Origin of the sequence: Amycolatopsis silviterrae (genome assembly GCF_042684085.1) — a bacterium.
GTDB classification, from domain to species: domain Bacteria; phylum Actinomycetota; class Actinomycetes; order Mycobacteriales; family Pseudonocardiaceae; genus Amycolatopsis; species Amycolatopsis silviterrae.
This window is the reverse complement of record NZ_JBHUKS010000027.1, coordinates 104,615-127,567: the sequence shown is the minus strand read 5'-3', so window position 1 is coordinate 127,567 and position 22,953 is coordinate 104,615. Positions and strand designations below refer to the sequence as shown.

Genomic DNA, 22,953 nt, shown 5'->3' with positions numbered 1-22,953 from the left:
ATCACTGGAGGGTCGCTGTGTCTCGTTTTCCCGCTCTCGTCAAACTGGCCGCCGCCGCGGCCGTCGGCGCCACCGTGGCAGGCGGCGCGACCGCACTCGCCGGATCGGACGCCGTCACCGCCGCGCACGGCCGGGAACCAGTCAACATCGGCCAGGTCAAGAACGACGTCAAGGCGTACTACGGCGACTGGCTCGACGCGTCCGGCAAGCACCACTACTCCGAAACCAGCCGGTTCGCCGCCGACACCAAACGCGTGGTCGCCGACGCGAAACGGCACCTGCAGCGGCAGCTGGGGAAGGTGAAGAACCCGGCGATCGTGCTGGACGTGGACGACACGTCCGAGATCACCTACGGCTGGGAGGCCGACAACGACTTCGGCTTCGACCCGGTGAAGCAGCAAAAGGCCATCGACGACGGCACTTTCGAAGCCAACAAGCCGGTGCTGGAGCTGACGAAGTGGGCCGCCGAACGCGGCGTGCGGATCTATTTCCTGACCGGCCGCAACGACAAACAGGGCCCGCAGTCGCTCAAAAACCTCGCCAACGAGGGCTACCCGACGCCGGCCGGCGCGTACTTCAAGCCGAAGACCACCCCGCCGGACTACCTGCCGTGCGGGCTGACCTGCACCACGGTGCAGTACAAATCGGGCACCCGCGCACACATCCAGTCGACCGGCGCGCACATCGTGCTCAACCTCGGCGACCAGTTCAGCGACCTGGAAGGCGGCTACGCGGATCACCCGGTGAAACTGCCGAACCCGATGTACTACCTGCCCTGATCCCGGTGCCGGAGCCAGCCCGGGTCCCGCGCCGGGCCCGGGCTGCCTCCGTACCCGTCAGCCGGAATACCCGGCGAAGATCTTCGAGAACTCGTACGGCTGCTGCGAAATATTCGTGCACCGGTACAACGGCCCAGTGCACGCGTTCGCGTCACGGCCGAGTTCCCAGAACGACAGCATTCCGATGTGGACACTCCGCGCGAAACTCACCACCGCACTGGCGTCCTTCTGGTAGAAGATCTCGTTCTGCGAATCGTTGACGCCCAGCATCGGCGTGAGGCCGACCTTCTGCCAAGCGTCCGCATCGGACAGTCCGAGGGCGGTTTTCAGCTGCGCCTGCGTGGATTTCGCCGCCTGGATCGCCTTGGCCCCTTGATCGCCGGAGCCCTGGTAGTAGTCCATCGCCATGACGTTCACGAGATCGAGGTCGACCCCCGCGGCCTTGGCCGAGGTCACGACGTTCAGCCCGTCCGACGTGAGCCCGGTGGGAAGCACCGGCAGCGTCAGCGAAATCTTGAGCCCGGGATTGTCGTCCTGCACCTTTTTCAAGGCCTGCGAACGAAGCTTGATCGACCCCGGGTCGGCGACCGCCGCACCCTCGATGTCGATATCGATGTACTTGAGGTTGTACGCCTTGATCACCGCTTCGTACTCGCCGACCAGCGAATCGACATTGCCGCAGGCTTGCGCGAGTTCAACGCCGGACGCACCGCCGAAGGAGACTTTGACATCCCCGCCCGCCGCGCGAATCTTGGCGATTTCGTCCGACTGCCACCCTTGCCGAGGGTCATACGCGGCGAACCAGCTGGCCTTGCAAGCAGCCCCCGTGACGAACCCGAGGGTAAAACTCTTGATGCCGCTCTGCGCGGACATCGACGACAACACAGGCGACGGCCACGCACCCATGTCCACATAAGGCGCGAGCGCGATCGACGAGCCGCCCGCCGCGGCTGCGGGCGACGGCGCCGCGAGCCCGGCGACAGCCAGCAGCCCGCCCAGCGCGACGGCCATTTTCCGGGGGGAGGGGAGACGCATGGGTGGAACCTCCACGGTGAGGACCGAGGGGCGGAAAACCCCTGTCCAAATGGTATAGACCAATAACCTGGTGGAGGCCATACGCCATTAGTATGCCGATCCGTCCCGCTGACCGGGATTCACTGTCGCGGGACGAGCCGGAAGCGCAGGTCGACCGCGCGCGGGAGCCCTTGTCTGGTACTCAGTCCCGCCGCGCCGGTTTCCCGCCCGGATTGCCGGACAGGCAGCCTCTCGGGCGTCACAGCCGAGAGACGTCCCCTCGTTCTCGGCGAGCGTTCTGTGGTCTCTCGGTCGTCGCTGCCGGGAAACGTCGCCCCGTTCTCGGCGAGTGTTGTGCGGTCTCTCGGTCGTCGCAGCCGAGAAATGTCCCCCGTCCTCGGGACGGCCGTCCTCCGGATGCCGCCTCTTGCGGGCTACCGGCACCGTGTCCCAGCCCGACGTCTCCGCCGCCGTCCGTTTCCAAACTCCGCGGTCACCGGCACCCGCGCCTGATCCGGCGGCTGTGCCTGCCCCGGCGGTGCCAGTGCTCCCGGCGAACCCCGGCCCCGCCGTTTCCTGCCGGGCCAGCGCTCCCGGCGAACCCCAGCCCCGCCGTCTCCCTTCCGGACCGGGGCCGGGGCTCGCCGCGCGCCGTCACCTCTTCCGGGCCACCAGCACCGTGTCCCGAACCGTCATCTCCGCCGCCGCCCGCTCCCGGACGTCCGCAGCCACCGAAGCCCACGACTGGTCCAACGTCTCCGCCACGTCCTCAGCCGTGAACATCATGTCCGGCATATGCGGCCGCCCAGCGTGGACGTCCGAAGGGTCGTGCCCCACCACCAGCAACGTCCCACCCGGCGCCACGGCATCCGCGAGCCGCGCGAACGCCGCCGTCCGAGCTGCCGACGGCACGTGCAGGAAATGCGACGTCACCAGTTCGTACTTCGACTCCGGCACCCACTCGCCCAAGTCCGCGGCCACCCACGTGATCCGCTCCGCCACCCCGAGCTTCGCCGCCTGCGCACGCCCGCGTTCGATGGCCGTCGTGGAAAAGTCGACCGCCGTCACACGCCAGCCCTGCTGTGCGAGCCAGATCGCGTCGCCGCCCTCACCGCAGCCCGCGTCGAGCGCGTGGCCCGGTTCCAGGTCGCGCGCCTCGGTCACGAGCTGAGCGTTCGGCTGCCCGCTCCACATTTCCGGCTGCGAGCGATACCGTTCCTCCCACGAACCGCGGTCGAACGGCGGCACGTGCATCTGATGCTCATTCACCTTCGCCGCAACCTCCCGCTCGATCTCGTGCGAGAACGGCATTTCCCTCCGCCGCACAGCTTCCGCAGCTTCCTCCTCGACCAAATTGCCGTTGATCGCCGCCCCGGCCATCAACCCCGCCGCAGCCGAAACGACGACCTGCGCGCGCATGTCCGAGACGTTCCCCGCGACCCACAACCCGGGCACGGACGTCATGCCGGACGCGTCCGCGGGAACTCGCGTGCCGATCACAAACCCGTTGAACTCCACCGGTTCCGGCTCGATCCCGAGCGGCGCGAGAAAGTCCGCCCGCGCCGACGCCCGCGGCGCGACCGCCAGCGCCTCGCGCGCCACGACCTCGCCCGAGTCGAGCCGGACCCCGGTCAACTGGCCGTCAGTACTCTCGACAGCCGCGACCAGACCGTCCACGATCCGGATCCCGCGAGCCAGCAGCGGAGCCTCGTCGAAATCCCCGTACGTGTGCCGGAAAACGACGACGTCATCGGTCAGCTGGCGCCACATCAAGGCCTGGTGCACGGTCATCGGACCGGTCGACAGCACGCCGATCGCGCGGTCGCGGGCTTCCCAGCCGTGGCAGTACGGGCAATGCAGCACGTCCTGGCCCCAGTGCTCCGCCAGCCCGGCGACCTCGGGCAGTTCGTCGACGAGACCGGTCGCGACCAGCACGCGCCGCGCGTACGTGCGCCGCCCGTCGGCCAGCGAGATCTCGAACCCCTTGTCCCCGTGGGCGATCGACGTAACCGTCTGCGCGACCACCTCGCCGCCGTACCCGGCCAGCTCCGCGCGCCCGAGCGACAGCAGTTCGGCCGGCGGCGTGCTTTCGCGGGCCAGATAGTTGTGCACGTGTCCAGCGGGCGCGTTGCGCGGCTCGCCGGAATCCACGACCAGCACCGAGCGCCGGGACCGCGCGAGCGCCACCGCTCCGCTGAGCCCCGCCGCGCCGCCTCCGACCACCACGACGTCGTACTTCTCGTCCACTGGATCCTCCTGTAAGTCCCTTGCCCCTCGGACTATCCGGAGAACTCGCCGACTTGACAAAGTTCTTTGCCGAAGTGGCAAATTGAACGGCATGAGCGAAGACGACCAGGACTTGGGCGAGGTCCTGCACGCGGTCGGCCCGAGGCTGCGCGCCCTGCGCAAGCAACGCAACGCCACCCTGACCGGCCTCTCCGAAACGACCGGAATCTCGGTGAGCACCCTGTCGCGGCTGGAAGCCGGCCAGCGCAAACCGACCCTGGAGCTGCTGCTGGCCCTGGCGCGCGCGTACCAGGTCCCCTTGGACGAACTGGTCGGCGCACCCCCGACCGGCGATCCGCGTCTGCACCCGAAACCATTCGTCCGCCACGGCCGCACGTACCTGCCGCTGACCCGGCGCCCAGGCGGCGTGCGCGCGTACAAGATGATCCTGCCGCCAGAACGTGCCGCCCAACCCCCGGACCAGCGAGTCCACGAGGGATACGAATGGCTGTACGTCCTGTCCGGGCAACTGCGCCTGATGCTCGGCGACCACGACGTGACCCTCCTTCCGGGTGAAGTCGCGGAGTTCGACACCCACATCCCGCACTGGTTCGGCAACGCCAGCACCGAACCCTGCGAGGTGCTGGCCCTCTTCGGCCCCCAGGGAGAGCGCTTCCACGTCCGCGCCCGCCCTGCCTCTTGACGCATACCCATATCGGAATATGATTGACCGCATGGCACGGGCAGCAACCACCGCGGACGTCTTCAACGCCGTCGCCGAACCGCGGCGCCGGGAAATCCTGGACGTCCTGGCCGACGGCGAACGCCCAGTGAACGATCTGGTCCGCGTATTGGGCCTGGGGCAGCCGCAAGTGTCCAAACACCTGCGGGTGCTACGCGAAGTAGGCGCAGTCGAGGCCCGCGACGAAGGCAGGCAGCGGCTCTACCGCCTGAACGGCCGCGCCCTCAAGCCGATCCACGACTGGGTGCGCCGCTACGAACGTTCGTGGGAGGAACGGTTCGAATCGCTGGACGCCGTGCTGGAAGAAATCGCGACCGAGGAGGAAGACCATGACCGAAACGACAACCGGCACGGCGAAGGTGACGCTCCCCGCTGACGACCAGATCCTGATCACCCGAGATTTCGCGGCTCCCCGGCGCAACGTCTACCGTGCCTGGACCACGCCGGACCTGGTGAAACGCTGGTGGGCAGGCAAAAGGGGCACCGTGACGTCCGTGGACATCGACCTGCGAGTCGGCGGCCAATGGCGCTACGTATTGATCGCGAACGGCAGCTACGAAGTCGCTTTCCACGGCGAATATCGAGAAATAGTGCCCGAGGAACGCCTGGTCCACACGGAGGTCTACGAAACCCCGGGCGCATCGGACGCCGACGCCCCCGTGGTGACCGTGACGTTCACCGAATCGGAGGGCCGCACGACGATGACGATGCTGACCCAGACGAACGGCAAGGAACTGCGCGACCTGATCATCGAGTCCGGCATGGAAGGCGGGATGCAGGAGTCGATGGACGCGCTGGAGGAAATCGCGGCCTCGCTGGAGTGAGCCGAACCGGTGCCGGGCCTTGTCATGGCGAGACGTGGCCTGACTCGGTCCAGCTGAGCCCGGGCTGGCCCAACCCAGCTTGGTCCAGCCCGGCTCAGGCCAACTCCGCTCGGTACAGCCTGGCCCGGCTGGTCCGACCAGGCCCGGCCCAGCTCAGCCTGGCTCGGTTCGGCTGATCGAGCCGGGCTGAGCTGGGCCGGTCGGCTGGCGGTCCGCCCTGACTCAGCTCGGCCCCGTCCGGTCCCTGCTGGGTCCAGTTCGTCCCGGCCCAGGCCAAGACAACCCGGCCCAGCTCATTCCGGCTAGGCCCAGCCCACCTCAGCCAACGTGAGCTTCCAGCACCAGCGCTTCAGCACCATGCCGAGCCCGTCACCGAACCGACCAAGGCGCGCTCCCGATGCCCGCGGCCCAGCGCCGAACCGAGCCCGTCACCGAACCGGCCCGAGATGCGCCTCCAACACCGCCGCCTCAGCGCGCAACTGCCCAGCCATCTCCGACCGTCCCAGCCGCTCGTACTCGTCCGCCGCCGAAGCACGCTCCGCGACCTCGCGCTCGACGATCCCGCGAACATCCGCCTCGCTGAGATCCCGACGCGCGGTCTCGGCCGCGCCCAATCCGACCGCCGCACCGGCCACATGCTCGTCGCCGACCCTGCTGTCCGCCCGCTGCTCGATCGGCACTGCTTCCGCATTGTCGATCGCCGCCAGGGCGGACCGCAGCGCGCTGGCGGCGACGCGGTCACGGTTCTTGAGCGCCGACTTCAGGCCGGCACGTAGATTCGCACGCATGGCAAGGAATCCATTGATGGGTGAAGAGAGATGATCAAACGTTGATGTCTCCACCCTACCATCACCACCGTCACCCAGGCGTGCGAATTTCCCGCGAGCAGTCAGCACCCCGACGCCAACTGAAGCCACCGCCAGCACCCCGAATCCCCATGGCGGCAGCAAACTCTTCCCGTCCGGATGAGTGCTGACCACCAGCCACGTCGAAGCCGCAGCCGCGACAGCGACCCGCGAAAGTGGCCACACAGCAGCACTTCCCAGCACTAACGGCCACGTGAAGTACCAAGGAAGAACCACCGGTGCCAGCACGACGGTCGCCAACAAGGCCGCCGCAGCCCCGTGCACCGCGTCCGCGCCGCCAGCTCGCGAACGCCACCACAGCCACGTGACTACAACTACGGCCACGAGGTAGCCCGCCGTCCGACTCGCGGCGAGAGTTCCTGCCGGATCAGCCGTCAGTCCGCCCAAGATCTTCCCGGCCGCCGTGGGGATCGACGTCCACGGCTCGAGCGCGGAATTCCCGCTCAACGCGCCAATCCACCCCAGGTCGACTCCGGCGACGACACTGCATAACCCGAACGTAATGACCACAATGGACACTGAGGCAACGAGTGCAAAGCTGTAGCTGCGAAAAGAAATCCGTCCGCTAGATCGACGGATTGCCCACTCCCACAACAGAAACGGCAACGCCACCGCCGCCGGAGCCTTCACCGCCGCAGCAAGTGCTACCAAGGCGAACCCCAACCCTGGTACAGTGGTGATCACTAACGCAGCACCTGCACTCAAGAGCCCGATCATCAGCAAGTCGTTGTGCCCGCCTGAAACTACGCACAGCACCGTCAACGGGTTCGCAGCTGCCATCCACAGTGCACACTCCGGCCGGGTGCCCAGCCGTCGGCACAGGATCGGCACAGCGAAGCACATCAGCGCCAGGCCGGTCGTCATGGCAAGGCGGGTCAGCAACACGCCGAAAATCAGGTTGTCACCAGTCACGGAGAGGACGCTTTTCACGATCAGAATCTGCAGCGGCCCATAGGGCGACGGAATTCGCAGCCAGCCGCCGGCTGCGTTGTCGGTGATCGGCCCCGGAAATTCGGCTGGAACGTGGGTATACGGATCGAAGCCAGCGTGCGCGACCACGCCTTGAGCGAGATACGTGTACAGGTCCGTGCTGAACAAGGGTGGCGCGCAGAGTAACGGTGCGCACCACATCCAGGTTGTCCGTACTACCTCTCGTGTGCTCGCCTGGCCTGCGCGCACGGAGCGTCCTAACCGGATCCAAGACACTACCAGGAGGAATATGCCCAGATAGACCACAGCAGTCGCGAGCATGCGGCCATGGCCGAAGCGTACGGCGTTCAACACCGTGCCGGACAAGACAGGGTCATGTCGCAGCGTCGCGCCCGCGCCGAACGCGCCGAGCGAGACCAGCACGGATCCGATGAGGCCGACGGCAGACGCGCTCAACCCGGAAAGCCTTGCGAGAAGGGTGCGCTTCCCTGCGGGTTCTGAGGCGGACACGTGTTTTCCGGCGACCTGTGCGACGGGGCCGACCTGCGTGGTCGACCCCAGTCGCGCGGCGAGCTTGGCCGGTGCGATCGGCTCAAGAGGCGTGGCGAACGTGGCTGGTTCGGTTGGTCCAAGTGGCGTGGCGAACGTGGCTGGTTCGGTCGGTTCAAGTGGCGTGGCGAACGTGGCTGGTTCGGTTGGTCCAAGTGGCGTGGCGAACGTGGCTGGTTCGGTCGGTTCAAGTGGCGTGGCGGGCTTGGCTGGTGCGGTCGGTTGAAGCCGTGAGGCGACCTCGGTCGGTGCGGTCGCTCCGAGCCGTGCGGCGTGCTCGGCCGGTGCGCTCGATTCAAGCCGCGCAGTGCGCTTGAGTCGAGCGTGCGATCCGAACTGTCCGACGGACCGGAACCGTACGAGCGGCTTGAGCAGCGCGGCGAAGCGGACTCGTGCGTTCGACCCGACCCGTAGCCCGGACCGGATCCGTGCAGCCGACGCGAGCTGGGCAGCGGACCGTGGTCGCATGGCGCACTCAAGCCGTGCCGTCGACTGGATTCGTGCGGCAGAACGGAGCCGCCCGGCGAGTCTCGCGACAGCCCCGCCTGCCCCCGCGAACCGTGCACCAGACGTGCTCTTCCCGGCGAAGATCATCCCGCAGGTCTAGTCAGCGAGTGATCCCAGGCCGTTAAGATCGGCGTTTATCCGGTCTTTATCCGGCCGGCGTTGTACTGCTGCCGTGGGGAGAAGCTGAATGCGGGTGCTCGTGGCCGAAGACGAGCGGATGCTGGCCGATTCCGTCACGGAGGGCCTGCGGCATCTGGGCATGGCGGTCGACGTCTGTTACGACGGCGACGCCGCGCTCGAACGCGTCGCGGTGCACCGGTACGACGTCGTGCTGCTGGATCGCGACCTGCCTCTGGTGCACGGAGACGAGATCTGCCGCAGGATCGTCGGCGACGGCGGGGAGACCCGGGTGCTGATGCTGACGGCCGCCGCGGGGATTCGTGATCGCGTCGAAGGGCTCGGTCTCGGCGCGGACGACTACCTCACGAAGCCGTTCGCGTTCGCCGAACTCGTCGCGCGGGTGCATGCGCTGGCGAGACGGTCGCGGCCCTCGTTGCCGCCGGTGCTGCACAGCGCTGGCGTCGAGCTGGATCCGGCGAAGCGGTTCGCGTCGCGGGACGGTCGGCCGTTGTCCTTGTCTCCCAAGGAGTTCGCCGTGCTGGAGGTGTTGCTGCGGGCCGAGGGACGGGTCGTCAGCCCGGAAGAGCTGCTGGAGAAGGCATGGGACGAGCACGCCGATCCGTTCACGAACACGGTCCGGATGACGGTCATGACGCTGCGGAAGAAACTCGGTCCGCCGCCGGTGGTCCACACCGTTCCCGGCGCTGGCTACCGTTTGGCTACCTGAAGCGGGCCCGGGGCTCGCTCCGCGGGCGCATCGAGCTGGTGTTCCTCAGCGGGGTGCTGGCCGCACTGGCGCTGGCGTATCCGGTCGGGAAAGCGGTGGCCATGGTGCTCGGGACCTACGTGGACAAGTCCTTCTGCCCACGCGACACCGGCTGCCGCGACCCGCTGGGCGCGATCTGGTGGTTCCTGCCGCTGGTCGCGGCCGTCGCGCTGGCGGTCAGAGTGTGGCGTCCGGTGGCGTCGTGGGTGGTGCGGCCGTTGCTGGACCTTTCGTCCACTATCGACCAGCTCGGGCCGCAGAACCTGGGGCAGCGCATGCCGCCGCGCCAGACCGAGCACGAGTTGAGCGTCCTCTCCACGGCGGTCAACGGGATGCTCGACCGGGTCGCCGTCGGCTTCGAAGGGCAACGCCGGTTCGCCGCGAACGCGTCGCATGAGCTGCGCACGCCGCTCGCGGTGCAGCGGACGCTCGCCGAGGTTGCGATCGTCACCGGCGGGGGAGAAGACGTGCAACGGCTCGCGGCGCAGCTCCTGGTCGTCAACGAGCGCAACGAGCAGCTGATCGAGGGCCTGCTCGTGCTCGCCGAAGCCGACCGCGGGCTGCCCGGCACGATCCCGGTGCGGCTCGACGAGCTGGTGGACACCGTCGTCGCCCGGTACGCCGAGCAGCTGACCGAGCATGAGCTGACTCTGCGTCGTCACACGGCCGAGCGCACCGTGCCCGGCGACCCGGTTCTGCTCGAACGGATGATTGCCAACCTGGTGCACAACGCGATCAAGTACAACCGCCCCGGCGGGTGGGTGGAGGTGAACGTCGGCGGCGAACCCGCGTTGAGCGTGCGCAACTCCGGCGATCGCGTCCCCGCGGAGGCGGTCGATTCGCTGTTCCAGCCGTTCCGCCGGCTGACCGCAGAACGGCTGAACCACCGCGACGGCGCTGGACTCGGACTGTCCATTGTGAACTCAGTCGCCGCCGCACACCACGGCCACGTGTCCGCCGCGGCGGTGGAAGGCGGCGGACTGCGGGTCGACGTGATGCTGCCCTGATTCAGCCGTACGAGTAGAACCCTTCGCCGGTCTTGATTCCGAGTTTGCCCGCGTCGACATACGTGCGCAGCAGGTCCCGAGGCCCGGCCGGCAGGTGCGGATTCTCGTCCGCGTAATGGTTCTCGATGTCCAGCACGACGTCCAGGCCGACCTGGTCCATCATCTGGAACGGCCCGTACGGCAGATGCCAGTTGATCTTGAACATCCCGTCCACGTCCTCCGGACGCGCGACGCCCTCCGCGACCACGGCCAGCGATTCCCGCTTGATCGCCGCCCACACCCGGTTGAAAATGAAGCCGACGCTCTCCTTCCTCGCCTCGAACGGATGAATACCGAACTCCGGCAATACCCCGAGCAACGTGTCGAGCACGGTGCGGCCGGTGTCACCGTCGGACATGAGGTCGACCGCGTTCGCCGTCGGCGGCATGTAGAAGTGGATGTTGCACAGCCGAGATTTGTCGCGCACCTTCTCGGCCATCAGCCGCGACGGGTACGACGACGAGTTCGTGGCGAAGATGGTGTCGGCGGGCGCTGCGTCGTCAATTTGGCCCCACAGCGGGATTTTGAGGTCCAACCGCTCCGGCACCGCTTCCACGACGAGCCACGAATCGCGCAGAGCTTCCTCGATCGACGCCGCGCCCTCGACCTGGCCGACCTCGCCGCTGCCGCGTTTTTCGAGCAGGACGGGCAACGCCTCTGCCACGTATTCCGCAGCCGCCGCGACCTGTTCGGCGTTCGGGTCGCTGATCCGCACGGTTCCGCCGCGCGAGGCGAACATCAGCGCGATGCGCCGCCCCAGCGTGCCGGCCCCGAACACGGTGACCGGACGGTCGCGGATCTGGTCGAAGGTATACGCATACGGCATGGCGGGCTCACCTTTCGATCTTGAGCCAAGAAGACCACCCGCCGGTGCCCGCCGCAATTCCACGCCCACTGGTGGGGGACTAGCCGCGTAGAATGCGACGTGGTCGATGTTCGCGAGGTTCGCCGTCTCTGTTACGACTTCGCCCGGCGTACCGGCGGAACGGTGACCGATTTCCGCGTCCCGACGGTCACGCCGAACTTCTGGCAGGCCGTCGTCGCCTACCGCGACCGCACGATCTCGGTCGTCGCCGCCAACGACCTGCCGGTGCTCGCGATCGCCCGGCCTCGTTCGCTCGACGGCGCTTCAGTCCAGGATTCCGGGCCGCTCGAGTTCGTCGACGAGCCGGAACTGGCCGCCGTGCTGGCGGAAACGGAGCAGTTCCGGGTGCTCACCCCTGCCGAACTGGAACGTTCCTTCGCCGCCGAAGAGTGGCCGCATATCACCCGATCCGACGTCGCGTACTGGAAACCGGCGACAATCGGTGAAGCCTTGTTCAATTACTGGGACTGATTTCCCGGACGCCGGACAGCGGAAAGGTGCCACCGCCGGAAATCGTGACGGAACCGGTGAACGCGTCCCCGTCGACGGTGGCGGTCACGCTCAACTCGAATCGCACCGGGTCGGTCACCAGCGCGGTGAAAGCGACCTCTCGGCCGTCGACCGTGCCCGACACGATGGGGACCGTGACCTTCAGCTGGGTGTCGAAAATGGAACCGGACACCGCGGTGCCGTCGGTCGCGAGGTCGAGGATCAGGTCCTTGCTTGCCGCCGGATGGATAAAAGTGATCGTCCACTTGCCGTCCGGCCCGGTTTTGCCGCTGGCGGGCCGCGCCGCCTGGTCCGGGCGGGCGACCGGTGCCGGAGGTTCGCCGAGCGCGGGCTGGCCGGGCTTCATCGGGACGCCCGCGGAATTCAGGAACCCCGCCATCATCCGGTAATAGCCGACGAGGAACAGGATCTCGATGATCTCGGCGTGGTCGCGGGTCGCGGCGAGATCTGCCCAGGTTTCGTCGGAGACGAAGACATTCGCGCACAGTTCGTCGACGGCACGCAGCACCGCGTCGTCCTCGGACGGCCAAACCGCGTCCGGGTCGGAGAGGGCCGCGATCTCGGCTTCGGTCGCGCCGCCGCCGAGCGCGGCGGGTGCGTGGTTGGCCCATTCGTACGGCGCGTCACACCGGAGCGCGACACGGAGGATCGCCAGTTCGCGGATCCGCGGGTGCAGTTTCCCTTGGCTCAACAGGTAAGCGCCCAACGTCCCGGACGCCTGCATCACCTCCGGCGCGCGGGCGAGGACCTGGATCACGGTGTCCGCGCCGAGTTTCGCCAGCTTTCGGTGCTCGGGATCCATCTCGTCGAGCGCGAGCGGCGTGATGCGCGGAGTGGTCGCGTGTGGCATGTCAGTTTCCTTCCGGCGGCAGGCGGTCGAGCGCGGCCTGCGCTTCGTCGAGGCTGAGCAGCGGGTGCGAGTGGAGGTCGATCAGCGCGCGGGCGAGAAGGTTGTCGCCCGCCGGGCTGAGGATGTCGACGCCCGCCGCGCGGGAAATGTGCTGGTGCAGCACGGTGATCGACAACGCCATCGCGGTGCCGATCGCGGCGCGGACCTGGGGATCGACTGTCGGCGGATCCGGCCGTTGCCGATCTGCGGCGACAAGCCTGCGCACACCGAGTTCGACCATCTCGTCGAACAACGGCGCGACGCCGCCTTCGACCAGCGCCCGGACGAGATAGTCCCGGTACGGGCCGACGGCCATCCGCGCTGTTGCGACAGGATTCGCGGGAATGCTGCCGGCGTAGTCGGCTGGCACCTGGTCGTCGAGCTGGCGGAGCAGCTTGATCAGATGCGCGTCGCACGCCTCGCGGAGCGCCTGTTTGGACCCGAAATGGTGGCGGACCAACCCCAAGGACACCCCGGCTTCCGCGGCAATGCCCCGGATCGTGGCCCGTTCGAAGCCGTGCTCGCCGAAGTGCCGCATTGCCGCGTCCCGGATCCGGGCGCGCGCGGTCAGGTCGTCCGGATCGGTCATGACGGCATCGCTATACGCATGAACAGTAGGCTATACCCACGTATAGTAACGGCGCTAGGGGTTAGCGGGCGAGAACGCCGTTGTCCTCGCTCACCTGCTGGTCAGAACTGATTTTCGCCGCCGTCGACGTAGATGTTCGCGCCGAGGATGAAGCTGCTCTGATCCGACGCGAGGAACAGCACGGCGTCCGCGACCTCGTGCGCCGATCCCATCCGGCCGAGCGGGACCCGCGCCGCGAAGCTCGCCCGAGCCTCGTCGACCTTGTCCGCCTCGACCGTCTTCTCGAGCACCGGCGTGTCGATGGTTCCGGGCGAAACCACGTTGACCCGGATGCCGCGATCCTTCAATTCGTTGGCCCAGGTTCGGGCATAGGAGCGCAGGGCAGCCTTGGACGCCGCGTATGTCCCGAACGACGCGACGCCGTCATCCGCTCGGACCGACGAGTTCAGGATCACCGACGCGCCCTTGTTGAGCAGTGGCAACGCTTTCTGCACGGTGAAGAGCGTGCCGCGCACGTTGGTGTCGAAGACCTGGTCGAAATGCTTCTCAGTGGTTTCTTCCAGGGTAGCGAAGGATCCCGCCGCGGCGTTGGCGAAAAGGACGTCGAGCCCCTTGCCGCGGGCGCGAACCGCCTCGTAGAGCCGATCCAGGTCGGCCAGGTCGGCGATGTCGCCTGGCACTGCGGTGGCCGAACCGATGGTTTTCGCGGCTGCGTCGAGTGCGTCCGAGTTCCGGCCGGTGATGAAGACGTGCGCGCCCTCGGCGGCGAACCGTTCGGCGGCGGCCAGGCCGATCCCGCTGCTGCCGCCGGTGACGACCGCCGTCTTGCCTTCAAGCTGTCCCATTGCTGAACTCCTCAGTTTTCAGTACCGATCGGTACTGAATAAGACGCTAGCACTTCTGAACCGATCGGTACTGAAGGGGTACACTCGAAGCTGTGACCAGTCAGGACAAGGCGCCCATTGGCCGCCCGCGCGGATTCGACGCCGACGAGGCGCTCCGGCGCGCCATGCTGGTGTTCTGGGAGCAGGGCTACGAAGGGGCCAGCCTGGCTGATCTGACCGGAGCCATGGGCATTACGAAAACCAGCATGTACGCGGCGTTCGGCAACAAAGAGCAGCTGTTCCGGAAGGCTTTGGCGCTCTATAACGAGGGTCCGGCCGCTTATGGGCCACGGGCGTGGGCGGAGCCGACCGCCGCCAAGGTCGCCGCCGCGATACTCAACGGCGCCGTCCGGGCGACGACTGACCCTGGTTGTCCGCCCGGGTGCCTGGGCGTCCAAGGCTCGTTGGCGGCTGGCGAACTTGGCCTTCCCGCGCGCGAGTTGCTGGTCGAGTGGCGCAATGCTGCGCGTCAAGGCCTCGAAAACCGGTTCCGGCGCGCCGTTGCTGAGGGCGATCTGCCGTCAGACGCCGATGCGGCACGGCTGGCTCGCTACGTCATGACGGTGGCGTTCGGCATCGCCGTCGAGGCGGCCAGCGGGGCTAGCCGTGAAGAACTGCAAGAGGTTGCTGATGCGGCCTTGTGCAATTGGCCGCCAGCCTGAGTTTCAGCGGTTGCAGTAAAGGTCGATCGCGATGGTCATCCGAGTGCGGAACTCGTCCCGGGTTTCCGCGTCGTGCTTGATGCCGATCGACGTGCTGTTCAGCGTGCCGGCGACGTCCGCGGGGGAGGGGCCGCCGAGTGCGTCGATGACGAGGGCGCGGAACCGTTTCGGGTAGTCGGCGGGCATGGTGCCGAGCAGGTCGGGGTGCGAGTCGATCAGGACGCCGATCTCCGCGGCCATCGGTCCGACGTAGCGACCCGCCCAGTGATCGAATGCCTCGATCAGCCGTTCGCGCAGCGGTCGCCCGGAATCGGCGAGAGCGAGTCGGGCCGCCTCGATGCTGCTGTCTAGCGAATGCCGCACGGTGGCGCGAAACAGTTCTGGTTTGGACGAGAAGTAGAAGTACAGGCCAGGACGGGAGATGTCCGCGGCCTTCGCGACGTCGTCCATGGACGCCTTCCGGTAGCCGTAACGGGCGAACACCTCCAAAGCCGAGTCCAGTACGTGCGTGCGCCGATCACTGCCCATAGTCACACTATACAAACTGGGTTTAAGTCGTATAGTCGGCAGGGTGTCTCACCCATCCCTGATCCGCACGGGCTTCGACGCCGACAGCACAGCCGACGACGTCGTCGCAGGCCTGGACCTCGTCGGCCTTCGCGCAGTCGTCACCGGTGCCACCTCTGGCCTAGGCCGCGAAACGGCCCGCGCGCTCGCTTCCGTCGGCACCGAAGTCACCCTCGCCGTGCGCAACACTGCTGACGGCGCGAGCGTCGCCGACGACATCGCCGCGTCCACCGGGAATCGAGCCGTCCACGCCGCGCACTTGGAACTCGCCGACCTCGCCACCGTCGCCCGCTTCGCCGACAGCTGGCGCGGCCCACTGCACCTGCTGATCAACAATGCTGGCGTCATGCGTCCGTCGCTGGGCCGCACTCCGCAGGGTTGGGAATCGCAGTTCGCGACCAACCACCTCGGCCACTTCGCGTTGGCGCTCGGACTGCATGATGCCCTGGCTGCGGGGGCGAACCAGCGGGGAGCGGCCCGGATCGTCGCGGTGACCTCCGGCGCGCACATGTACTCACCCGTTGTCTTTGATGACATCCACTTTACCCGCCGCACCTACGACCCCCAACTGGCTTACGGGCAGTCGAAAACGGCGAACTCGTTGTTCGCCGTGGAAGCGACGCGCCGGTGGACGGCGGACGGAATCGTCGCCAACGCGGTCAACCCCGGCGGAGTTTCCACTGGCCTGCAACGAGATTTCACCCAGGACATGAAGGATCACCTCGACCGGCTCGAAGCCGCCGGGGTTTTCGCGTACAAGACCGTCGGACAAGGTGCGGCCACGACCCTCGTCGCCGCGACCGCACCCGAATTCGCCCATACAGGTGGTCATTACCTGGACGACGGCAACGAAGCCGCGACAGTGCCCGACGACGTCGAACTGGCAGGCAACAGCCACGCCGTCAAACGATGGGCGCGCGACGGAGCGGCGGCGCGGCGACTGTGGGAGGTGTCCCTCGATCTGGTCCGCGAATGTTGAGTAAGCCGGATGCGCTGATCCATTGGCAACACGGTCAGCGCGAAGCAGGTTATTTGTTGCCGCAAGGGAGTTCTCCCGATTGACCCGGCTGATGTCCGCTAGGTTTTCGCCGTGGATACGACAGGCGGGGTCGCGGATCTGTGGTTGTCATTGCGGGTGGCGGACGCCATGGAACACGGCGCAGAGCGAACTGCGGTTCTGGCTGACGCAGTGCGAACCGCCGATCGGCTGAATGAGCCGCGGGCCGCGTTCCGGTCCCGGCGGATGCTCGCGGACGCCTACCGGCTGGACGGCCGATGGGACCGGACGCGCCTGCTGTTCGACGAATGTCTTGACGCGTATGACCGGCGCAGGTGGCAGCTTGACCAGGACGACGAGGCTGAATTCCTGGGCTGGTCCGCCTGGATGGCCGAGTGCATGGTCGACTTTCCCGACCTCGGGCTCGACGAAATCCGTGCCGCGCTGGAGGGAGTGGAGCACCGGTATACCGACGCCGGCCTGCCGTGGCACGAGGTTTATTCGGTGCGGCGCGGAATCGCCGCGCACCTCGGCGACTGGGCGGCCGCCGATGAGGCCCACCTGCGCTGGGTCGCCACCGCCCCGACCGACGAAGACGACCGTTGGCTCGACGTCACGGCCATCGATCACTATCTGGGCAAGGGAGAAACGGCGCGTGCGCGGCAGATCGCGGCCGCGATGCTCGACGATCCGGCCGCGTTCGACCCGCCGATCGTGGTTGCTCGCTGCCTGATGCTGCTGCCACTGGCTCGCACCGGCGAGTGGCCGCTGGCGGCCTTGACCTTCCGCCGGATCCGGCGCGGGATGTCCGGCGATTTCTCCTCGCTGGAACACCTCGCCCGCGTGATCGAATTTTGCGCGCTGACCGGCAACGCGCTCGCGGGCATCGACTGGCTGGCCGCCATGGCGGGATTCGAAGCACGGCAGCGGCCGTTGGCCACCATGGAGTTCGCAGCCTCGGCCGCGGTGCTCGCCAGCGCACTGGTTCGCGCCGGACGTGGCGACACCGTGCTCGATCTGGGGCCGGACGACTCCAACACGGTCCCGCTGGGCGTCCTCGCCCGCCGGATGCGCCAGCTCGCGCTGGACCTCGCCGGACAGTTCGATCGCCGCAACGGCAACACTTTCCAGAGCGATCGGATCCGCGCCCGTCTCGCCGCCGAGCCGCTCACCGACTTCCTGCCGCTCGAACCGACCAGCAGGCCGCCGTTGCAGTTGCTGCCACCGTCCGGACTGTCCGATGAGGACCTTCTGGCCCGCGCGGAGTGGCACGACTTGCGTTGCGAGGCAGACGAAGCACGCGCTTGCCTGACCGTCGTTTCAGATGATCTTTCCCCGTATCTTACCGCGCGGCTCGCCGAATTGCGCGCGAGATTCTTCCAGGGCGAAGAGACCGAACCGGCGTTGCGCTATGCCATCGACGTCTACCGCCAATACGGCGACCTGCCGCGCGCCTTGCTCGCCGAGTGCTGGCTCGGCTTGTGGACAGCTCATGTGGGACGTCCCGAGGAAAGCGTCGAGAACGTCGCAGCCGCAGTCGCACAACTGCGTCGCCTCGGAGACGACAGCCATTGCGCGTGGGGCGAATACTGGCTGGCCTATCTACTCGCTGGCCAAGGCGCACACGCCGACGCGTTAGACGCACTGGCGCGCGGCCAACGCCACGCTGAGGCGGCGTTGGACCCCTTGGCGCTGGGCACATTGCTGATTCTCGACACGACGCTGCGTCCTTCGCCCGCCACCGCCGCCGCTGCGTTGGACGCCCTCATCGCGGCCGGTGCACCGGAAAAGGCGTTGGAGGCACTGGAACAGCTCACCCGTCACGAGGGCTATCTGGAGGTCGTCGAGAAGATCCTGGCTGCTCCGCCTCCCGGGATGAACCGCCTGGTCGGCCGGCTGCGCTACCTGCGCGCTTGCGCACTACCCGACTCCGGGCACGCAGCCGACGACCTCACCGAGGCCGTCGGACAAGCCGCCTTGCGTGGCCAGGATACCGCCGAGCAATGGCACCAACTGGCGCAAGCCAACCACGCCGCCGGCCGGTACGAGGACGCCGTCGACGCAAGCCAACTCGCCGCCGAACTGCTCGACCCGCAGAGCGCGGCTCGCGACCAGGCGAGCTACCTGCTCGCGGACAGCTACCGCGGCCTTGGAGACCATCGCGCGGCCCTACGCGAGTACCGCCGCCTCGCCGACGGTGATGGCGCGCTCGCGGCTCAGGCGTTCGTGGCTGGAACAGCTTTGCTGGAACACCTGGGCATCACCGAGTGGCCGGTCTAGCTGGGGTCGAGTGCACCTGATGTCGATGGAGGCCCGGGGGTGCCGTCGCCGCATGCCTTGCGATGCGCCTCCAGCTTCGACATGAGTGAATCTCGCCCCTGGACGGCAAAAGTGCCTCCCCGGGGCGAGTTCCACGGAGAAAAGCGCCTCTCAGGCGGTCGGCCGCCCCGCACCGGCGTAGTCGTCGCCCGGCTTCCGATACGGATGAACCTGCACGGCCTGCCCGGTCTGCGGCGCGTCGATCATCTGCTGGTTCCCGATGTACAGCCCCACATGGTGGATCTTCGCGGTCGGTGCGCCGTAGAAGATCAAATCGCCCAGCTGGGGTTCGCTCACATGGGCAACGCTGCGGAATTGCGTGTCCGCCGTCCGCATCAGCTTGACGTCGGCGCTCGCGTACGCCGCGGTCGTCAGGCCGGAACAGTCGAAGCCCGGATCGGGGTCGCGAGTGCCGTTGCCGCCCCAGACGTACGGCAACCCGATCTGGTCGATCGCGAAGTCGACCGCGGTGAGCACAGCGGGGTTGGGCGGCTGGTCGCTCTGGCCGACCGTGCCGTAGACGTTGGTCGTCGCGAGCGTCCGGTGCAGGACGACCGGAGCAGGCTCCAGCGTGGCGACTCCGTTCCACCAGTCCGTCGCCAGATCGCGGCCATTCGCGCAAAGCGCGCGCCCGGCGGTGAGCGCCGAGTCGTCGACGTTCTGGATGTCAGGCTTGCCGCCGGCCGCGCTGCGCTGCCACTTGCTCCACACCGCGGGGGACAGCTGCAACGGCCCCGCCGCCCCCGGTGCCGACACGGTCCGGTGATAGAAGTCGAGAACTTCCACCGTGCCAAGCGGTTTCGCGAGAGTCCCGTTTTCCCCGACTTGACCACCCTGCGCCCGCCCGTGATCGCTGGTGACCTTCCCGATCGCGGCGAGAGTGATCCAGGACAGGTGACAATCGGGCAGTTCCTTGCTGAGTGTGACGGTCGCCTGCGCGTACCCGTTCATGGCCCGCAACGGAATATCGAGCCATTGACTAGTCCGCGACGCCCACGCCCCGAATTCCCCAGTCCGCGGCACCCCCGGCTGAACCGGGACCACCGACGTCGGCGCGGAAGAGGGTGGGGCTGCCTTCGAGGTAGCCGGGCTCATCGACGACGTGGCCGCGACGTTCCCGGAGTTCGCGTCAGTGCCGCCCGGCAGGACCCGCATCGCGACGGCCAATGCCGCTACGACGACTATGGCCGCCGCCAGCGCCACCACCGCCCGTCGGTTCCGCGCGAGAAAACCCTGCTTCGCGGGCTGCGCGCCCCCTTCGCCGACCGACGGCTGAGACCCGTCGCCGTTGAATGGCGAAACGCTGGATGAGCCCGATGCGTCGCCGATGGGTGGCGACTCGCTCGTCGGGTCTGTCATGTCGCCGTTGGGTGGCGAAAGGTTGGAGGTGCCAGGTGCGTGGCCGGTAGGCGGCGAAACGCTGGTCGAGTCCGCCGCGTCGCCGCTGAGCGGCGAGACCCCTGACTCGGAGGTGTCGCCGTTGAGTGGCGACGCGCTGGTCGGCGCGGGCGCATCGACGCTCCACGGCGAGAGGCCAGTCGTGCCGAGGGTGTCGCCACCCAGCGGCGAAACCCTGGTCGGATCGGAAGCGTCGCCATCGAGCGGGGAGATCCCAGCCCCAGGCGCGTCGCCGCCGAATGGCGAAACACGCACTGACTCAGCCTCGTCGCCGCTCACCGGCGACCCACCAGCCCGATCGGCCGTTTCGCCACTAGGCGGCGAAACACTCGCTGACTCAGCCTCGTCGCCGCTCACCGACGACCCGACAGCCTGATCGGCCGGGTCGCCACCCAACGGCGAAACATCACTTGGCTGAGATCCGTCGCCACCCAACGGCGACGTCGCGCCCGCCCGGGGACCGTCGCCGCTCACCGGCGAGCCCGGCCCAGGCGTATCGCCATCCAGCGGCAAGACCGCAGCCGATCCAGACGTTTCGCCACTCAGCGGCGACCCGCTGGTCGACCGGGCCTTCTCGCCGTTCGCCGGCGACGTCCCACCCGCAGCCGAACCACCCGAGCCGACCGTTTCGCCACTCACCGGCGACGAACCAGCACCCCCGGACTCACCACCGTCCACACCCGCCACACCAGGCGTGACCTGCGATTCGCCATTCAGCGGCGATCTCTCGGCCCCCTCCATCACTGCCCCCCGGCGAGTCTCGACAGCACGAACTCGCGCAGCACGTCCAGCTCCGTGTCCATCGCGACCTCGACCGGCCGTCCGGTCGGCGAAGTCGGGACCGCCCGCCGGTCGACGATCGTCATGCCGCGGGTCGGACCAGAGCTTGAGTCGATGTCGACCGGGTAGGTCTCCGTGTGCAGGATGCCCGGGCGGATGGCCTCGGCGACGGCCACCGCGTCGTGCAAGACGATGCCTTCGTAGCCGAGCACCTGCCGGTAGTGCGCGAGGTAGTCCGGCGTGAACGAGTCCAGCGCTTGCCCGATCGGCCCGGATGCGGCGAGTTTCGTCAGCCACGAGCTGTCGACCGCGCACCGGTGGGTGAGGTCGAGGGGGACCATCACGCACGGGACGTCGTCCTCGGCGAGCACACGACGTGCCGCGTCCGGATCGGCCCAGATGTTGAATTCGGAGACCGCGGTCGAGTTGCCGAGGGTGATCGCGCCGCCCATCAGGACGATCCGCGCGATCTTCGAACGCACCCCGGGATGCGCCGCGAGCAGGGCGGCGATGTTCGTGAGGGGGCCGATCGGCGCGATGGTCACCGGCTCGTCCGCGGCTTCGAGCAGCGAAACCATCAGGCTGACCGCGTCGGAATCCTCGAGCGGGCGGGTGGCTTCGGGCAACGAAGCGGCGTGTCCGGAGAGCCCGTCCGAGCCGTGGACGGCGCTCAACCTGCGCAGTTCGCGATAGAGGAGCGGCCGCGAGGCACCCGCGGCGACCGGCACGTCCGGGCGGTCGCACAGCTGCAGCAGCCGGCGCGCGTTGGCGGTTGTGGTGGTCAGCGGCACGTTCCCGAAGACTGTCGTCACGCCCAGCAGGTCGACGTCCGCCGACCTCGCGGCCAATGCGATCGCGAAAGCATCATCGACGCCGGGGTCGGTGTCGATGATCAGCTTGGTCCTCATCGTGCTCCCCTTGCCTGTGGCTGGCCGTCGTCCACAGGTTACGGTCAAGGGCATGACGTCGATGTGGGGTGCGCCCGCGTTGTCGCGCGTGCGCGCCTGGCGGCGGGCCCGGCGGGACCCGCACCAGGCGAAGTTCCTGACGGCCGACTCGCTGCGCTGGGTGCTGCGCAATCGCGCGTACACGCCGTGGTACCTCGTGCGTTACTACCGCCTGCTCAAATTCCGCGTCGCGAACCCGCACATCATCCTGCGCGGCATGCTGTTCCTCGGCAAGAACGTGGAGATCCACTGCCGTCCCGGATACGGCCGGATGGAGATCGGCCGCTGGGTGCACATCGGCGACGGCAACGCCATCCGCTGTCACGAGGGGTCCCTTCGCATCGGCGACAAGTCGGTGTTCGGGCGGCAGAACGTGATCAACTGCTACCTCGACATCGAGCTCGGCGCGGCCACGCTCGTCGCCGACTGGGTGTACATCTGCGACTTCGACCACGTGACCGCGGACATCCACGTGCCGATCAAGGACCAGGGCATCGTCAAGTCGCCGGTCCGGATCGGGCCGGACACGTGGCTCGGCACGAAGGTCAGCGTCCTCAAGGGCACGCGCATCGGCCGCGGCAGCGTGCTGGGCGCGCACGCGGTGGTGCGCGGTGACATCCCGGACTACTCGATCGCGGTCGGTTCACCGGCCCGGGTGGTCCGCAACCGCGAGGACGACTACGCCGCGGATGCGGCCCGGCGCGAGGCCGTCGCCGACATGGCGCGCAAGGCGAACAAGGCGCTGCAGAAAACGCTCGGCGACAGCTGACGCTGGCCGGCCGTCTTGACGGCGACAATAGTCTGACAGCGCGGATAGCCTTGGCACATGAGCGAAGCTCTCCGCCGGCATGTCGCTGCTTTCAACGACCGTGATCTCCAGGCTCTCCTCGACGGCTTCACCGAAGACGCGGTCTGGATCACCGGCAGCAGCGTGGTGCGCGGACGCGACGAGCTCACCGAGCTGTTCAGCGGTGCGATGGAGCAGCTTCTTCCGACGTTGACGGTCGAGAACGTTCTCGCGGACGGTGACCAGGTCGCCGCCCAATTGACTGAGCGGCTCACCCACAACGGCGAGGACAGCGTTTTCCCCATCGCCGGCTTCTATCGGCTGGCCGGGGACCGCATCGCGGCGGCGAAGATCTACCGCGAGGGCAGCGCCGAACTCGGCTGACCGGTG

22 protein-coding genes are annotated in these 22,953 nt (G+C 67.8%); 12 read left to right on the top strand and 10 right to left on the bottom strand.

Going from position 1 to position 22,953, the window contains the following annotated elements:
- The first annotated feature begins 17 nt into the window (after positions 1–17).
- Positions 18–779: an HAD family acid phosphatase gene (locus ACFSVL_RS34435; protein WP_378310298.1), complete on the top strand. Its 762-nt coding sequence runs from the start codon at positions 18–20 to the stop codon at positions 777–779.
- 57 nt (positions 780–836) lie between these two features.
- Here the strand turns inward: ACFSVL_RS34435 and ACFSVL_RS34430 are convergent, their stop codons facing one another.
- Both ACFSVL_RS34430 and ACFSVL_RS34425 read right to left on the bottom strand, forming a co-directional pair.
- A complete protein-coding gene (locus ACFSVL_RS34430) occupies positions 837–1,814 on the bottom strand; it encodes a chitinase (RefSeq protein ID WP_378310297.1) in 978 nt (325 codons plus the stop codon).
- 633 nt (positions 1,815–2,447) lie between these two features.
- Positions 2,448–4,040 carry a methyltransferase domain-containing protein gene (locus tag ACFSVL_RS34425; protein WP_378310295.1) on the bottom strand — a complete coding sequence of 531 codons (1,593 nt, stop codon included), beginning with the start codon at positions 4,038–4,040 and terminating at the stop codon, positions 2,448–2,450.
- Between the two features lie 91 nt (positions 4,041–4,131).
- Here ACFSVL_RS34425 and ACFSVL_RS34420 point away from each other — a divergent pair, with 91 nt between their 5' ends.
- From ACFSVL_RS34420 to ACFSVL_RS34410, 3 genes are read left to right on the top strand one after another with little or no spacing between them, the layout of a single operon-like run.
- A complete protein-coding gene (locus tag ACFSVL_RS34420; RefSeq protein WP_378310293.1) occupies positions 4,132–4,722 on the top strand; it encodes a helix-turn-helix domain-containing protein in 591 nt (196 codons plus the stop codon).
- A 31-nt stretch (positions 4,723–4,753) separates the two neighbouring features.
- Complete coding sequence (locus ACFSVL_RS34415; RefSeq protein ID WP_378310291.1) at positions 4,754–5,137, top strand: ArsR/SmtB family transcription factor; 384 nt, start codon at positions 4,754–4,756, stop codon at positions 5,135–5,137.
- Entirely contained in the window at positions 5,091–5,585 is a 495-nt protein-coding gene (locus ACFSVL_RS34410; RefSeq protein WP_378310289.1) for an SRPBCC family protein, read from the top strand. Before ACFSVL_RS34415 ends, ACFSVL_RS34410 begins: the two co-directional genes overlap by 47 nt.
- Before the next feature lie 428 nt (positions 5,586–6,013).
- Here the strand turns inward: ACFSVL_RS34410 and mptB are convergent, their stop codons facing one another.
- The gene (gene mptB / locus ACFSVL_RS34405) at positions 6,014–7,837 is read right to left on the bottom strand and encodes a polyprenol phosphomannose-dependent alpha 1,6 mannosyltransferase MptB (protein WP_378310287.1); all 1,824 of its coding nucleotides are present in this window, start codon (positions 7,835–7,837) and stop codon (positions 6,014–6,016) included.
- Between the two features lie 787 nt (positions 7,838–8,624).
- Here mptB and ACFSVL_RS34400 point away from each other — a divergent pair.
- Both ACFSVL_RS34400 and ACFSVL_RS34395 read left to right on the top strand, forming a co-directional pair.
- On the top strand, positions 8,625–9,284 hold the full coding sequence (locus ACFSVL_RS34400; protein ID WP_378310285.1) for a response regulator transcription factor: 660 nt from the start codon (positions 8,625–8,627) through the stop codon (positions 9,282–9,284).
- A gap of 38 nt (positions 9,285–9,322) precedes the next feature.
- Positions 9,323–10,330, top strand: a complete 1,008-nt coding sequence (locus ACFSVL_RS34395) for a sensor histidine kinase (RefSeq protein WP_378310283.1) — start codon at positions 9,323–9,325, stop codon at positions 10,328–10,330.
- Position 10,331: 1 nt separating this feature from the next.
- Here ACFSVL_RS34395 and ACFSVL_RS34390 read toward each other — a convergent pair whose 3' ends face one another.
- Positions 10,332–11,195 carry a 3-hydroxyacyl-CoA dehydrogenase family protein gene (locus ACFSVL_RS34390; RefSeq protein ID WP_378310281.1) on the bottom strand — a complete coding sequence of 288 codons (864 nt, stop codon included), beginning with the start codon at positions 11,193–11,195 and terminating at the stop codon, positions 10,332–10,334.
- A gap of 162 nt (positions 11,196–11,357) precedes the next feature.
- Between ACFSVL_RS34390 and ACFSVL_RS34385 the strand changes: the two genes are divergently transcribed.
- Positions 11,358–11,705: a hypothetical protein gene (locus ACFSVL_RS34385; protein ID WP_378310280.1), complete on the top strand. Its 348-nt coding sequence runs from the start codon at positions 11,358–11,360 to the stop codon at positions 11,703–11,705.
- On the opposite strand, the gene ACFSVL_RS34380 is transcribed toward ACFSVL_RS34385, so the two are convergent.
- From ACFSVL_RS34380 to ACFSVL_RS34370, 3 genes are all read right to left on the bottom strand, one after another.
- Positions 11,689–12,594, bottom strand: coding sequence for a carboxymuconolactone decarboxylase family protein (locus ACFSVL_RS34380; RefSeq protein ID WP_378310278.1), 906 nt, complete (start codon positions 12,592–12,594; stop codon positions 11,689–11,691). The two genes, ACFSVL_RS34385 and ACFSVL_RS34380, sit on opposite strands and share 17 nt — an antisense overlap.
- Before the next feature lies 1 nt (position 12,595).
- Complete coding sequence (locus tag ACFSVL_RS34375; protein ID WP_378310276.1) at positions 12,596–13,222, bottom strand: TetR/AcrR family transcriptional regulator; 627 nt, start codon at positions 13,220–13,222, stop codon at positions 12,596–12,598.
- Positions 13,223–13,323: 101 nt separating this feature from the next.
- Positions 13,324–14,067, bottom strand: a complete 744-nt coding sequence (locus tag ACFSVL_RS34370) for an SDR family oxidoreductase (RefSeq protein WP_378310274.1) — start codon at positions 14,065–14,067, stop codon at positions 13,324–13,326.
- Positions 14,068–14,159: 92 nt separating this feature from the next.
- Here ACFSVL_RS34370 and ACFSVL_RS34365 point away from each other — a divergent pair, with 92 nt between their 5' ends.
- Entirely contained in the window at positions 14,160–14,768 is a 609-nt protein-coding gene (locus ACFSVL_RS34365; RefSeq protein WP_378310272.1) for a TetR/AcrR family transcriptional regulator, read from the top strand.
- 3 nt (positions 14,769–14,771) lie between these two features.
- On the opposite strand, the gene ACFSVL_RS34360 is transcribed toward ACFSVL_RS34365, so the two are convergent.
- Positions 14,772–15,296, bottom strand: a complete 525-nt coding sequence (locus ACFSVL_RS34360; protein WP_378310271.1) for a TetR/AcrR family transcriptional regulator — start codon at positions 15,294–15,296, stop codon at positions 14,772–14,774.
- 43 nt (positions 15,297–15,339) lie between these two features.
- On the opposite strand from ACFSVL_RS34360, the gene ACFSVL_RS34355 reads away from it, so the two are divergent.
- Both ACFSVL_RS34355 and ACFSVL_RS34350 read left to right on the top strand, forming a co-directional pair.
- The gene (locus ACFSVL_RS34355; protein WP_378310269.1) at positions 15,340–16,314 is read left to right on the top strand and encodes an SDR family NAD(P)-dependent oxidoreductase; all 975 of its coding nucleotides are present in this window, start codon (positions 15,340–15,342) and stop codon (positions 16,312–16,314) included.
- Between the two features lie 210 nt (positions 16,315–16,524).
- Complete coding sequence (locus tag ACFSVL_RS34350) at positions 16,525–18,612, top strand: hypothetical protein (RefSeq protein WP_378310267.1); 2,088 nt, start codon at positions 16,525–16,527, stop codon at positions 18,610–18,612.
- A 150-nt stretch (positions 18,613–18,762) separates the two neighbouring features.
- Here ACFSVL_RS34350 and ACFSVL_RS34345 read toward each other — a convergent pair whose 3' ends face one another.
- Together ACFSVL_RS34345 and ACFSVL_RS34340 are read right to left on the bottom strand one after the other, a co-directional pair.
- Positions 18,763–19,857, bottom strand: a complete 1,095-nt coding sequence (locus tag ACFSVL_RS34345; RefSeq protein WP_378310864.1) for a C40 family peptidase — start codon at positions 19,855–19,857, stop codon at positions 18,763–18,765.
- A 932-nt stretch (positions 19,858–20,789) separates the two neighbouring features.
- Positions 20,790–21,737 carry a nucleoside hydrolase gene (locus ACFSVL_RS34340; protein ID WP_378310265.1) on the bottom strand — a complete coding sequence of 316 codons (948 nt, stop codon included), beginning with the start codon at positions 21,735–21,737 and terminating at the stop codon, positions 20,790–20,792.
- 52 nt (positions 21,738–21,789) lie between these two features.
- On the opposite strand from ACFSVL_RS34340, the gene ACFSVL_RS34335 reads away from it, so the two are divergent.
- Together ACFSVL_RS34335 and ACFSVL_RS34330 are read left to right on the top strand one after the other, a co-directional pair.
- Positions 21,790–22,545 (top strand): acyltransferase, encoded by a 756-nt coding sequence (locus ACFSVL_RS34335; RefSeq protein WP_354739152.1) that lies wholly within the window; start codon positions 21,790–21,792, stop codon positions 22,543–22,545.
- A gap of 57 nt (positions 22,546–22,602) precedes the next feature.
- Positions 22,603–22,947 carry a nuclear transport factor 2 family protein gene (locus ACFSVL_RS34330; protein ID WP_378310263.1) on the top strand — a complete coding sequence of 115 codons (345 nt, stop codon included), beginning with the start codon at positions 22,603–22,605 and terminating at the stop codon, positions 22,945–22,947.
- The last annotated feature ends 6 nt before the right edge of the window (positions 22,948–22,953 follow it).

What these genes read in the sequence shown, in the direction of transcription:
- ACFSVL_RS34430 (WP_378310297.1), bottom strand. Translation starts at nt 1,814, where the DNA reads ATGCGTCTCCCCTCCCCCCGGAAAATGGCCGTCGCGCTGGGCGGGCTG.
- ACFSVL_RS34420 (WP_378310293.1), top strand. Translation starts at nt 4,132, where the DNA reads ATGAGCGAAGACGACCAGGACTTGGGCGAGGTCCTGCACGCGGTCGGC.
- ACFSVL_RS34415 (WP_378310291.1), top strand. Translation starts at nt 4,754, where the DNA reads ATGGCACGGGCAGCAACCACCGCGGACGTCTTCAACGCCGTCGCCGAA.
- ACFSVL_RS34410 (WP_378310289.1), top strand. Translation starts at nt 5,091, where the DNA reads ATGACCGAAACGACAACCGGCACGGCGAAGGTGACGCTCCCCGCTGAC.
- ACFSVL_RS34400 (WP_378310285.1), top strand. Translation starts at nt 8,625, where the DNA reads ATGCGGGTGCTCGTGGCCGAAGACGAGCGGATGCTGGCCGATTCCGTC.
- ACFSVL_RS34390 (WP_378310281.1), bottom strand. Translation starts at nt 11,195, where the DNA reads ATGCCGTATGCGTATACCTTCGACCAGATCCGCGACCGTCCGGTCACC.
- ACFSVL_RS34380 (WP_378310278.1), bottom strand. Translation starts at nt 12,594, where the DNA reads ATGCCACACGCGACCACTCCGCGCATCACGCCGCTCGCGCTCGACGAG.
- ACFSVL_RS34375 (WP_378310276.1), bottom strand. Translation starts at nt 13,222, where the DNA reads ATGACCGATCCGGACGACCTGACCGCGCGCGCCCGGATCCGGGACGCG.
- ACFSVL_RS34370 (WP_378310274.1), bottom strand. Translation starts at nt 14,067, where the DNA reads ATGGGACAGCTTGAAGGCAAGACGGCGGTCGTCACCGGCGGCAGCAGC.
- ACFSVL_RS34360 (WP_378310271.1), bottom strand. Translation starts at nt 15,296, where the DNA reads ATGGGCAGTGATCGGCGCACGCACGTACTGGACTCGGCTTTGGAGGTG.
- ACFSVL_RS34340 (WP_378310265.1), bottom strand. Translation starts at nt 21,737, where the DNA reads ATGAGGACCAAGCTGATCATCGACACCGACCCCGGCGTCGATGATGCT.
- ACFSVL_RS34335 (WP_354739152.1), top strand. Translation starts at nt 21,790, where the DNA reads ATGACGTCGATGTGGGGTGCGCCCGCGTTGTCGCGCGTGCGCGCCTGG.
- ACFSVL_RS34330 (WP_378310263.1), top strand. Translation starts at nt 22,603, where the DNA reads ATGAGCGAAGCTCTCCGCCGGCATGTCGCTGCTTTCAACGACCGTGAT.